Annotated in this window: 11 protein-coding genes; 7 read left to right on the top strand and 4 right to left on the bottom strand. The window is 71.8% G+C overall.

The window, feature by feature from the left end; translation table 11 throughout:
* The first annotated feature begins 183 nt into the window (after positions 1 to 183).
* From STROP_RS21460 to STROP_RS21450, 3 genes are all read left to right on the top strand, one after another.
* Complete coding sequence (locus STROP_RS21460; RefSeq protein ID WP_012015447.1) at positions 184 to 393, top strand: DUF397 domain-containing protein; 210 nt, start codon at positions 184 to 186, stop codon at positions 391 to 393.
* Between the two features lie 100 nt (positions 394 to 493).
* Positions 494 to 976: an SRPBCC family protein gene (locus STROP_RS21455; protein WP_018831156.1), complete on the top strand. Its 483-nt coding sequence runs from the start codon at positions 494 to 496 to the stop codon at positions 974 to 976.
* A 123-nt stretch (positions 977 to 1099) separates the two neighbouring features.
* On the top strand, positions 1100 to 2350 hold the full coding sequence (locus STROP_RS21450) for an outer membrane protein assembly factor BamB family protein (RefSeq protein WP_026275291.1): 1251 nt from the start codon (positions 1100 to 1102) through the stop codon (positions 2348 to 2350).
* A 135-nt stretch (positions 2351 to 2485) separates the two neighbouring features.
* Here STROP_RS21450 and hisC read toward each other — a convergent pair whose 3' ends face one another.
* The 3 genes from hisC to hppD form a co-directional block, all read right to left on the bottom strand.
* A complete protein-coding gene (gene hisC, locus STROP_RS21445) occupies positions 2486 to 3589 on the bottom strand; it encodes a histidinol-phosphate transaminase (protein ID WP_012015444.1) in 1104 nt (367 codons plus the stop codon).
* Positions 3586 to 4527: an RDD family protein gene (locus STROP_RS21440; protein ID WP_012015443.1), complete on the bottom strand. Its 942-nt coding sequence runs from the start codon at positions 4525 to 4527 to the stop codon at positions 3586 to 3588. Before STROP_RS21440 ends, hisC begins: the two co-directional genes overlap by 4 nt.
* 98 nt (positions 4528 to 4625) lie before the next feature.
* On the bottom strand, positions 4626 to 5831 hold the full coding sequence (gene hppD / locus STROP_RS21435; RefSeq protein WP_012015442.1) for a 4-hydroxyphenylpyruvate dioxygenase: 1206 nt from the start codon (positions 5829 to 5831) through the stop codon (positions 4626 to 4628).
* 154 nt (positions 5832 to 5985) lie between these two features.
* Between hppD and STROP_RS21430 the strand changes: the two genes are divergently transcribed.
* Positions 5986 to 6552 (top strand): Lrp/AsnC family transcriptional regulator, encoded by a 567-nt coding sequence (locus STROP_RS21430; RefSeq protein WP_012015441.1) that lies wholly within the window; start codon positions 5986 to 5988, stop codon positions 6550 to 6552.
* Here STROP_RS21430 and STROP_RS21425 read toward each other — a convergent pair.
* Entirely contained in the window at positions 6507 to 7496 is a 990-nt protein-coding gene (locus STROP_RS21425) for an ArsR/SmtB family transcription factor (RefSeq protein ID WP_012015440.1), read from the bottom strand. The genes STROP_RS21430 and STROP_RS21425 overlap by 46 nt on opposite strands.
* 65 nt (positions 7497 to 7561) lie before the next feature.
* Between STROP_RS21425 and STROP_RS21420 the strand changes: the two genes are divergently transcribed.
* The 3 genes from STROP_RS21420 (at position 7562) to STROP_RS21410 (ending at position 11942) form a co-directional block, all read left to right on the top strand.
* Positions 7562 to 8806: an MFS transporter gene (locus tag STROP_RS21420; RefSeq protein WP_026275290.1), complete on the top strand. Its 1245-nt coding sequence runs from the start codon at positions 7562 to 7564 to the stop codon at positions 8804 to 8806.
* A gap of 27 nt (positions 8807 to 8833) precedes the next feature.
* On the top strand, positions 8834 to 10207 hold the full coding sequence (locus tag STROP_RS21415; protein WP_043535527.1) for an outer membrane protein assembly factor BamB family protein: 1374 nt from the start codon (positions 8834 to 8836) through the stop codon (positions 10205 to 10207).
* Between the two features lie 67 nt (positions 10208 to 10274).
* The gene (locus STROP_RS21410) at positions 10275 to 11942 is read left to right on the top strand and encodes a fumarate hydratase (protein ID WP_026275288.1); all 1668 of its coding nucleotides are present in this window, start codon (positions 10275 to 10277) and stop codon (positions 11940 to 11942) included.
* The last annotated feature ends 26 nt before the right edge of the window (positions 11943 to 11968 follow it).

Here is an 11968-nt window from a genome sequence, read left to right as displayed (position 1 = left end):
TGCGGCCAGGCCCGCCCGTACCGAGCGAGAAACCTCTGTCGGTACGGGCGGATCGCACAGGTCGTCCGATCAGGCCCCTTTCCTGTCACGTTGATCGATCGGATCCGTCGCCATGCGGTACGGGCCTGCTCCCCGGGTCTGGCTCTCCGGCCGGTTGGCGGCACAGCGACAGGAGGGTGAAGGATGAACGATCTTCCAGGTGCGGTTTGGCGATCCAGCAGCCGCTCCAACGACCAGGGGCTCTGTGTGGAGGTAGCCGACAACCTGGTCCCGGCGCTCGGCGTGGTGGCCGTACGTGACTCGAAGGACAGATCCGGTCCAGCCCTCGCGGTGGGTGGTACGGAATGGGCGAGGTTCATCCGGGCTGTCCGGGCTGGAGAGCTCGGTAGCTGAGCGGTGCGGGGCCGTGCGGGGCAGCGGTCCGGCAAAAGCTGCCGGGTGAGGGCCCCGCGCGGCGGTCACGGCGCGTACCGTCGACGCCACGGGAGGTGGCATGTCGCGGGTGACGGTCACGCGGTCTATCCAGGCGCAGTCGAACGACGTGTGGTGCCTGCTCACCGACCTGACCGTGCGCACCCACACCACCCTGGACCGCATGGTCCTGACCGATGGCGAGTTCGGCCCCGGCACCGCCTGGCGGGAGGTCCGCTCCCAGCCGGACGGGTCGGCGCTGACCGAGGAGTTCGTCGTGGTCGAGGCCGAGCCGCCACATCGGCTGGTGCTCGCCTCGCCCGGCACGGGGGTGGACTATCGGGTGACCTGGACGCTGCGCCCGCCCCGGCGCCGAGGCGAGCGCGACACGGTGGTCACGGTCACTCAGGAAGCGATCCCCTCCGGCGCCCGCAGTCGGATCGTCGCGTTCCTCCTCGGTGGCCTGGCCGCTCGGGCGGTCGCCGGGGCGCTGTGCCGCGATCTCGCTGAGCTCGCCGCCCGCGCCGACACCGCCGCCCGCGCCGACACGGCGGCCTGGCGGTGAGATCGCGGCCTGGGGTGGCCGCGTCGTCGCCGCCGGGCCGGTTGTGCGGGCCGGGCGGCCGGGCCGGCAACCACGCCGCGACCGGGCGCCGCGCGCTGGGTAGGGTTCCGGGCGGAGGTGCGCATGGTTGTCCCGACGGGCCGTCGGCTGTTCGTGGTGGCGGCGGTGGTCGTGGTGGTGCTGATGGCGGTGGCGGCCACGGTGTACCGGGTGCTCGCCCCGGCCGAGGTCAGCACCCCAGCGGCCGGCGCATACCCCACCGCTGCGGCTCCGGCCCCCGGCCTCGTCGCGCGGCTGCCGGTGGCGCCGCTGGTGGTGGACGGCCGGATCCGGGTGTACGCGGGCCAGCGTCAGGTCTATGCCGACGAGCCGGTCGAGTTCGAGCATCGAAGCACCCCGTACTGGTCGTACCGCCGCTGGCCCGCCGAGCTGGTCGGTGTTGTGGCGAGCGGCCACACCGTGGTGACCCACTGGTCGGACGGCCAGGTGGTGGCCCTGGACGGGCGTACCGGCGAGGTCGCGTGGCGGGCTGACGGGCCGGTGCCGGAGCACGACACGGCGGCCCGGCGAACCGGCGCGGAAACCGTGTGGAACCCGAAGGGGCTCTTCGTCGCCTCGGCTGCCGACATGTCGGTGGTGCTCACCGTCGGCCGGGGTGCGATGGCCGGCTGGAATCTGGCCGACGGGCAGCGACTCTGGCAGTCCGACGTCCGGGCGGGGTGCCAGCAGGCGGTCGGCACCAGTACGGCGGGTGGTCTGGTGAGCGTCGACTCATGCGGCTCTGAGGCAACAGTCGACTTCCGGGACGTGGCCACCGGCTCCGTTACGCGCTGGAGCCCGCCCGGCGGCCGGGGGACGTTGGTCGTCACCCCGCTTGGCTGCCACTCGGGTCGATCTGGTTGCGCCGGCCTCCGTACGGCGACCGGCCCGGGTGACGACGCGGCTCGGGGGTGGCTGTTCGGCCCTGGAGAGCCAGTGGCGGCACCGGTGCTGGACGCGCCCGACACCCGGCTCGCCGGTGACATCGCCGTCGGCGTACGGGACGGCGCCCTCGTGGCCCGCGAGGCGCGGACCGGGAGCGAGCGGTGGCGGCACGAGGATCTGGGTGGGGCTCGGGTACTCGCAGTGGAGCCGGACCGGGTGCATCTGGTAACTGAGCGCAACGAACTGATCACATTCGATTCCGTCAGTGGGGATCAGCGATCCCGGTTCACGCTTACCCTCGGCTCCGACAGCACGTCGTGGGCCCCAGGCACGGCGTACGCGGTCGGTGGCTACCTGGCGGTGGAGTGCCTCCGCCTCCCGGTCGACTCGGAGGCGGAGGACCAGCGCTACTTCCTCACCTCGCGACCGGTCCTGCTTGCCGCGACCTGACTCGTCCGCCGCCAGCCCGATCTGCCGCCGTCAAACCGTCGGCACCAACCTGCTCGGCCCGCTGTCAACCCTGACAGCGGGGCGCCAGGTCGACAGCGGGCCGAGCAGGTCGCGGGCCGGCGGGTGGATGGTGCGTCAGCCGAGCGCGGCCTCCGCCGCGGCGAGGAAGGCGTCGTTCTCGGCCGGGGTCCCGATGGTGACCCGGACTCCGTCGCCGGGGAAGGGCCGTACGATCACGCCGCGCGACTCGCACGCCCGACCGAACTCCACCGCCTGGTCGCCCAGGGGTAGCCAGACGAAGTTGGCCTGGCTGGTCGGTACGTCCGGGACCAGCTTGCGTATCGCCTCGGTGACCCGGCCCCGCTCGGCCACGACCAGAGCGCAGCGCCGCCGCACCTCGTCGGCCTGGGTGAGGGCCGCCAGCGCGCCGGCCTGCGCGGCCACGCTGGCGGAGAAGGGCGTGACCACCTTGCGGATGGCGGCAGCCACCTCCGGCTGGGCGACCAGGAAGCCGATCCGCAGCCCGGCCAGGCCCCAGGCCTTCGACAGGGTCCGTAGCACCGCCACGTTCGGTCGGTCCCGATAGCTGAGGCCGTCCGGCACCTCCGGGTCGGTGACGAACTCCCGGTAGGCCTCGTCGATGACCACCAGTACGTCGTCCGGGACCACGTCGAGGAAGCGCTCCAGCTCGGCTCGGTGTACCGCGGTGCCGGTGGGGTTGTTCGGGTTACATACCAGGACCATCCGGGTGCGGTCGGTCATAGCGGCGGCCATCGCGGTCAGGTCGTGCCCGTGCCCGCCGTCGTTGCTGACCCGTACGCTGGTCGCGCCGTTGGTCGCCGCGATGATCGGGTACGCCTCGAACGAGCGCCAGGAGTAGAGCAACTCGTCACCGGGCATGCAGGTGGCCCGGACCAGGTGATCGGCGAGCGCCACCGAACCACAGCCGGTGGCGATCCGCTCGGCGTCCACCGCGTACTGCTCGGCGAGGGCCTCGCGCAGCGCCACCACACCCATGTCCGGGTATCGGTGGGCACTCGTGGCGGCCTCGGTGACCGCCGCCACCACACCGGGCAGTGGTCCGTACGGCACCTCGTTGCTGGCCAGTTTGATCGCCTCGGGCAGGCCCAGTTCGCGGGCCAGGTCGGCCGGGCTGCGCCCCGGTACGTAGCTGGGCAGTACGTCCAGGTCGGCGCGGGTGAGCCGGGGCGCCGACCGGCGTCGTCCGTTGTCGGTCATGGGGTGTCTCCCGGGGGTGCGGGGCGGTCTTTCGGGACAGGGGTGCGGGGTAGCTGAACCACCACGGTCTGCGCCCGCTTGTCGTGCAGGGCCTGCCGGAGCGGACGGTCGAACAGCGGTGAGAGTGAGTCGATGAGCTGCAACAGGAAGCCGACGCAGCAGAACCAGAGCAGGGTGGGTAGGCCGAGCGTGTTCCAGCGGCGCAGCGCCCGCCCGAAGCCCAGCGGGGCGGCGGCGCTCACCGGTAGCACCTGGAGGCCCATCACCCGTTTGCCGAAGGTCTGCCCGCGGCTGGCCATCGACGGCACCTCGTAGGCCATCCAGAGCGCCGTGGCGATCAACAGAATCGCGATCTGGAGGCCGCCGGCCTGGTCACCCGCCGCCGGTAGGGGCTCGGTGGTGGTGTCCTGGTCGATGATCCGGCGCCAGGCCTCGGCGATGGGTGGGGACATCTGCTGGATGTACTGCCACACGAACCAGAAGTTCACCACCACGTTCAGCGCGAGGACGACGGCGATGTCGATGAGGCGAGCTACCAGTCGGGCTCCCAACCCGGCCAGCGGCAGCCCGTGCGGACGGGGCTCGGGCTGCTGGCCCGGCCAGGTCGGGTACGGCGCGCCGGGTGGTGGCCCACCGGCAGGCCCCGGATGCGGGCCGCCCGGTGGGGGCCCGTACCCCGGCGGCGGGGTGCCGGACCCGGACGCGGCGTGGTGCCCCGCAGCGGCGGACGGCTGGCCGGCGGACGGCTGGCCGGCGGACGGGCCGGGCTCGTCGGCACGGGTAGCCGGCTCGGGCTCGGGCTCGGGCTCGGGCGGCGGCGGGCCCGCCGGGGGTGTGGCCTCGGCCGGGATGGGCGCGCCGAGCCAACCCTCGCCGTCCCAGTACCGCCGGGTGTCCGGGTCGGCCGGGTCCAGATACCAGCCAGGTGCGACGCTCACCGCGTCACCTCGTTCTGCTCGCTCACCTGGACACCTTAACGACGGTGGTTGGCGGCCCGGCCGTGGCGGCCACCGGGCGGGCCGCCAACCACCGGCTGTCACAGGTTGCCGCGCTTGTCCTGCTCCCGCTCGATGGCCTCGAAGAGCGCCTTGAAGTTGCCTTTGCCGAAGCCGAGCGAGCCGTGTCGCTCGATCAGCTCGAAGAAGACGGTCGGGCGGTCCTGCACCGGGTTGGTGAAGATCTGGAGCAGGTAGCCGTCCTCGTCCCGGTCGACCAGGATCCGGCGGGCCTTCAGCTCCTCGATCGGAACCCGGACCTCGCCGATCCGGGCCCGCAGCTCCGGGTCGTCGTAGTACGAGTCGGGGGTGTCCAGGAAGTCCACGCCTGCCGCGCGCATCGCGTCCACGCTGGCCAGGATGTCGTTGGTGGCCACCGCGATGTGCTGGGCCCCGGGGCCCTGGTAGAAGTCCAGGTATTCGTCGATCTGCGACTTCTTCCGGGCGACCGCCGGCTCGTTGAGCGGAAACTTCACCTTCCGGGTGCCGTTGGCGACGACCTTGCTCATCAGCGCCGAGTAGTCGGTGGCGATGTCGTCGCCGACGAACTCCGCCATGTTGGTGAAGCCCATCACCCGCTGGTAGAACTCGACCCACTCGTCCATGCGACCCAGCTCGACGTTGCCGACGACGTGGTCGATCGCCTGGAAGAAGCGCTTCGGCTGGACGCCAGCGTCGATCATTGGCTGGCGGTCGACGATCGGTCGGCGGGCGACGTAGCCGGGTAGGAACGGGCCGTGGTAGCGGGAGCGGTCCACCAGGGTGTGGCGGGTGTCACCATACGTGGCGATGGCGGCGAGCCGGACCGTGCCGTGTTCGTCGCTGACCTCGTACGGCTCAGCAAGGCTGATCGCGCCCTGGGCGATGGCGTGCGCGTGCGCCGCGTCAACGTCGGGGACCTCCAGCGCGATGTCGCAGACCCCGTCGCTGTGCCGGGCGACCTGCTCGGCACCGGCCGCGTCCGGGCGGACCGCGCCGGTGAGGACGAAGCGGGCCGAACCACTGGTCAGCACGTACTGAGCGTGATCCCGGTAGCCTTGCTCCGGCCCCCGGTAGGCCACGCAGGTCATGCCGAAGGCGGTGGAGTAGTAGTGCGCGGCCTGCTTGGCGTTGCCGACCAGGAACTGCACGTGGTCGAGACCCTTGACCGGGAACGGGTCGTGGCTGATGTCGTGGTCAACGGCGCCGACCAGCAGGTCGGCGTCGACCTCGTCACTCGTCTGGGGTCGGTCGATCGCCTGGGTCATGGTGGCCCTCCCTCGCGTACCGGCCGGCCTGGTGGGCCACAGCCGTGTTCCGTCAGTGCCGTGCTCTTCCCGTGAATATCGCTGTGCTCCCGGTCACTGGGCAACTGTTGTTGATCAGGCTGGTCAGGTTGCACAAGCGGTAGGGTCCGTACCCATGAACACTGGTCATGCTGTCCAGCTGGACGGCCTCGACGTTGGCCTGATCGAGCTCTTCGCCGAGGAGCCGCGGATCGGAGTGCTGGAGTGCTCCCGTCGCCTCGGGGTGGCCCGGGGCACCGTGCAGGCGCGGCTGGACAAGCTGGTCGCGCGAGGGGTGATCGACGGGTTCGGCCCCGCGGTGTCCCCGGCCGCTGTCGGTTTCGGGGTGACCAGCTTCGTCACTCTGGAGATCAGCCAACGACACGGGCGCGATCCGGTCGTCGCCCACCTGGCGGCGATCCCGGAGGTGCTCGAGGCGCACACCATCACCGGCTCCGGTGACCTGCTCTGCCGGATCGTGGCCCGTTCCAACGCCGACCTGCAACGGGTGATCGACCAGATCGTGTCGCACGAGAGCATCCGCCGCGCCTCCACAATCATCGCCCTGGCCGAGCAGATCCCACACCGGGTTCTTCCCCTGCTCCGCTCCGCGCTGCGGGGAACGGCACCGACGGCTGCGGAGGCCACCGGGTGCACTCAGCCGTTCTCGGCGAGCGCGTCCCCCAGCGAGGTGCGGCGGTAGCGGACCGTCCGGCCGGCGCGAGCGCGGGTCACCAGGCCGGCCTCGCGCAGCACCGCCAGGTGGTCGCCGACGCCGCCCAGACTCAGACCGAGTTGCGCGACGAGCTGACTGGGCGTCGCGGGGGCCGCCAGGGCGCGCAGCACCGTCGCGCGGGCCCGACCGACCAGCCGGTCCAGCGCGTCCACCGGCCGGGCCGGGTCGGGGGACCCGAGTAGTTCGGCGACCCCGGCGGCCCGGTAGACGATCGCGTACGGCCCGGGCTGCTCGACGTAGCTCATCAGGGCGCCGAAGACGGTGGGGACGAAGAGCATTCCGCGCCCGGTCAGCGAGTACGTCCGCGGGTCCCGGTCGGCGATGTCGAGAAAGCCGACCGCCGGGCCCGGAATCCAGCGCAGCCGTGGGTCCAGGTCCGCGACCGCCGCGCCCCAGCCGTACGCGAGCAGCCGCCCGGCCCGGTACAGCAGGTCCCGCTCCAGGACGGCGCGCAGCCGCGGCCACTCCGGCTCGACCAGCGTGGCCCAGGCCGCTTCGATCCCGTCGGCGAGCCGGTCCACCACCTCCGGCGAGTCGTAGATGCGACGGGCGCCCGCCGGTGGGGTTCGGTGGCCGGCGAGGTTGCGGGCCAATTCGGCGCGGGCCCGCGCCAGCGGAGTAGCCCGGACCAGGGCGAGTTCGTCGGCGAACTCCCGCGCCGTGCCGTCCGGTGGCGGTTGGATGAAGTCCGCGTTGTACGCGCCTCGACGCTGTAACGCCAGCAGCGCGTCGACCGCCGGCACGGTTCGCCGCAGCTGCTCGAACGTGGGACGGGTCCGCGTCACCCACGGGGTCAGCCCGGTGACCGTGTTCTGCCCGGCGCAGAGCCGCAGCGCCGACATCGCCTCCCCGAGCGGCGAGATGGCGTATCGGCTCACCGCCACGTCCGCCGAGGTCACCTCGATTCGCATGCCGCTCCTTTCGTTGGTGAACGAAAGGATAGGTCGCCGCCGGATTGCTCCCCACACTTGCTCGAATGATCGTCACCGACTCCCGTCCCGTCACCTTCCGGGATGTCTTCGCCGTCGCCGAGTTCCGGGTGCTCTTCGGCAGCTACAGCGTGTTCATGATCGGCGAGACGGTGAAGATGCTCGCGTTGTCCGTGTTGATCTACGAGCGCACCGGCTCCGGGCTGCTCGCCGCGTTGGCGTACGTGACCGGGTTCCTGCCACACGCGGTCGGCGGGGTGTTCCTGCTGGCCCTCGCCGACCGGTGGCCGCCTCGGCTGCTCATCGTCGGCTATGACCTGTTCCGGCTCGCCACGGTGGTGGTGCTCGCGCTCGGCGTGCTCTCCCCGGCGGCCATGCTCGGCCTGGTCGCGGTCGTCGGACTCCTCGCCCCGGTCAGCAGCGCCGCCCGCAGCGCGTTGCTGCCGGAGGTGTTGCAGGGCGACGCGTACGTGCTGGGGCGGTCGGTGCTCACCATTGCGGCCGGCGGCACCCAGGTGGCCGGGTTCGCCCTCGGCGGTCTGCTGCTCGGGCTGGTCGGGCCGTACGGTGCCCTCTGGCTCACGGCAGCCACGTGTCTCCTCGCCGCCCTGCTGGCCCGGGTCGGGCTGGCACCGCGGGCGCCGCGGGTGGGTGGGGCCACCGGAAGCGCGGTCACCGGAAACGCCATCGGGGAGACCTGGCGGGTCAACCGCGCGCTGCTCGCCGACCGGAGGGTGCGGGGCCTGCTGCTGGCGCAGTGGATTCCCGGTTCGCTGCTGGTCGGGGCCGAGGGTGTCGCGGTGCCGTACGCGGCCGGGCTGGACGCGGAGGCCAGCGCCGGCATCCTGTTGATGGCCGCCGCGTTCGGGATGCTCGTCGGCGACCTGCTGGTCGGGCGGTTCGTCGCGCCGGCCCGTCGGGAGGCGTTGACTCCGTGGCTGGCGCTGCTGCTCGGCGTGCCGATGTTGGCCTTCGTGACCCGGCCCGGCCTGTGGTCGGCGGCGGCGTTGCTCACGATCGCGACCGCCGGCTTCTCCTACCAGCTCGGGCTGGCCCGGCGTTTTCTCGACGCGGTGCCGGAGTCCCGCCGGGGGCAGGCCTTCGGGTTGCTGGGCACCGGCCTGATGGCGGTGCAGGGGCTGGCTGCCGCAGCCGGCGGAGCGCTGACCGAACTGGTCACGCCCGGCATCGTGATGGCGCTGGCCGGGGTTGCGTCGCTCGCCGCAACGGTGACGCTCTGGCGGATTCTGGCCCCGCCACCGGCAACGGTTGAGGCGGGAATTCTGCCTTAGCGGGCGGAGCGCGGCCGCGCGTGCCGGGTGCGGGCGCGGCGGGGTGCGGCCGGCGGGGTGGGCGGCTACCGTGTCCCGGTGGCGAAGGGGCGCGGCCTTGGTAAACCGGGGTGGTTGCTGTTCGGGCTCGTGACGGTTGTCGTGCTCTCGGTGAGCGGTGTCTGGAACCCGTTTCCCGGCGTGTGGGACTGGGTGAACCGCAGCGCCCCGATCGCCGGGCCGGGCGTGGTCTGGCAGCAACGCGTCGGTGGCACCCCGCGCAGCGTCACCGTCGCCGGTGAGGCCGTCGTGGTCGAGCAGCGCACCCGGGTGGAGGCGGTACGGCTCGCCGACGGCAGCCCGCTCTGGAAGCGCAAGGCCGACTGGTCGGCGGTCGCCGGTGTGGGCCAGGACGCCGTCGTCGTTGTCGGCAAGCTGCTCACCCGGGGGTACGAGGTGCTCGACCCCGTCACCGGTGCCACCCGGCGGCGGGACAGCGAGGCGGTCGCGGTCTGGACCTGGCAGAACCTGCTGCTCGACGCGCGCTGCCCCGCCCCCACCGACTGCACGTTGCACGCCTGGGATCCCGACGGTGACACTCCGCTGTGGACGGCGTATCTGCCCGGGGTCCGCAGTGGGCTGCTCGGCGACAACCCCGGGCTGCTCGACACCCGCCGGATCGAAGCCGTCCGAATCGACAACGAGATCTCCGGGCCGGAGCCGGTGCCCGGGCTACTCGGGTTTCCGGTCGACGGTCGCGTGCACGTGCTGGACACCGCGACCGGACGGGTGCTCGTCGACATCGAGCCCGGTCGCGACGAGCGGCTGTCGGTGGTCGGCGGCCGGATGCTGCGGCTCACCGCCCGCTCCGAGGAGGGCAACTGTCTCTACGCCGTCTCGGGGTGGGACCCGTTGGCCGGGCGGGAAACCTGGCAGCGGTCGGGCGTCAACTTCGGCACCGCCGACGCCATCGGCTGCGCCCAGCGCCGGGACCCGCTGGGCGCCCGCAGTGTGCTGATCGGGGTGTCGCCGGACGGCAAGCAGGCGGTCCTCGACGCCTATGACGGCCGGCTGCTGCTGGTTACCGACCCAGGCACGAAGATCGTCGCCATTGATGATCGGTACGCCCTGGTCCGCGCGGCCGACAAGCGCTCGGTCTCCGCCCGTGACCTGGCCAGCGGCGAAACCCGGTGGAGCCGCCCCGCCGAGGAGGAGCCGAGGGTGGTGCTCACCCCGTCCGCGGCGGTCATCGCCGAACAGGAGCCATCCCGGCTCGTCGCGCTCGATCCGCGTACCGGGGCTGAACTGGCGAACCTCCGTACGGCAGCGAACGCGCTCGCGGTCGGAGCGAACGGCATCATCATCGGTGAGGGCCGGCAGATCGGATACGTCTCCTTCAGGCCAACCGACCAGGCAGGATGAGAGCGCTGTCCCAGGACCTACCCGGCGGGTGGGACCGGACGGCTCTTCTGCCCTAGGCTTTCCGCTCATGAGCAGTGCCGCCTCCTTCTCGTACGCACCTCTGCTGCCGACCGGTTCGGACCAGACGGAGTACCGCCTGATCACTGACGAGGGCGTTGACGTCGTCAACGGCCCCGGTGGTCGCCGATTCCTGACTGTGGAGCCGGCGGCGCTCACCGCGTTGACCGCCGAGGCGATGCACGACATCGCGCACTTTCTGCGCCCCGCACACCTGGCGCAGCTCCGGTCGATCATCGACGACCCGGCGGCCTCGCCGAACGATCGCTTCGTCGCGCTGGACCTGCTGCGCAACGCCAACATCGCCGCCGGTGGGGTGCTTCCGATGTGCCAGGACACCGGCACCGCGATCGTGCTGGGCAAGCGTGGCCGGCACGTGCTCACCGACGGGGCGGACGCCGAGTCGATCTCCCGGGGCGTCTGGCAGGCGTACACCCGGCTGAACCTGCGCTACTCGCAGCTCGCCCCACTGACCATGTGGGAGGAGCGCAACACCGGCAGCAACCTGCCGGCGCAGGTGGAGCTCTACGCAGAGGACCCCGACGGGCAGCCGGACGCGTACAAGTTTCTCTTCATGGCCAAGGGTGGCGGCTCGGCCAACAAGTCGTACCTGTACCAGGAGACCAAGGCGCTGCTGAATCCGACGCGGATGATGCAGTTCCTGGAGGAGAAGCTGCGGTTGATCGGCACGGCGGCCTGCCCGCCGTACCATCTGGCCGTGGTCATCGGCGGCACCAGCGCCGAGTACGCGCTGAAGACCGCCAAGCTCGCCTCCGCGAAATACCTCGACGCGCTGCCGACCGCCGGTTCGATGACCGCGCACGGCTTCCGTGACCTGGAGCTGGAGGCCGAGGTGTTGGAGCTGACCCGCGGCTTCGGCATCGGCGCGCAGTTCGGTGGCCGGTACTTCTGCCACGACGTGCGGGTGGTCCGGCTGCCCCGGCACGGCGCGTCCTGCCCGGTGGCGATCGCGGTGTCCTGCTCGGCGGACCGGCAGGCGGTCGCGAAGATCACCCCCTCGGGAGTGTGGCTGGAGCGGCTGGAGACCGACCCGGCCCGCTACCTGCCCGACGTGACGGAGTCCCAGCTGGAGTCGTCGGAGGCGGTCCGGGTTGACCTCAACCGGCCGATGGACGAGATCCGCGCCGAGTTGAGCAGGTACCCGGTGAAGACCCGGCTGTCGCTGAGCGGTCCGCTGGTCGTCGCCCGGGACATCGCCCACGCCAAGATCGCCGAACGGCTGGACGCCGGTGAGCCGATGCCGGCGTACCTGCGGGACCACGCGGTCTACTACGCCGGCCCGGCGAAGACCCCCGAGGGCTATGCCTCCGGCTCGTTCGGCCCGACCACGGCGGGTCGGATGGACGCGTACGTGGAGAAGTTCCAGGCCGCCGGCGGCTCGATGGTGATGCTGGCCAAGGGCAACCGCTCCGCCCAGGTCACTCGCTCCTGCCAGGAGCACGGCGGCTTCTACCTCGGCTCGATTGGTGGCCCGGCGGCCCGGCTCGCCCAGGACTGCATCAAGCACGTCGAGGTGCTCGAGTACGCCGAGCTCGGGATGGAGGCGGTCTGGCGGATCGAGGTGGAGGACTTCCCGGCCTTCATCGTGGTTGACGACAAGGGCAACGACTTCTTCGCCGAGGTGACCAAGCCGGTCCTCACCGTGGGCCGCCGCTGACAATCGTGGGCCACCGTTGACATGTG

The organism is Salinispora tropica CNB-440 (assembly GCF_000016425.1).
Lineage (GTDB): Bacteria > Actinomycetota > Actinomycetes > Mycobacteriales > Micromonosporaceae > Micromonospora > Micromonospora tropica.
Note: the sequence above shows the minus strand (reverse complement) of the source record. Positions and strands in the feature narration are given on the sequence as shown.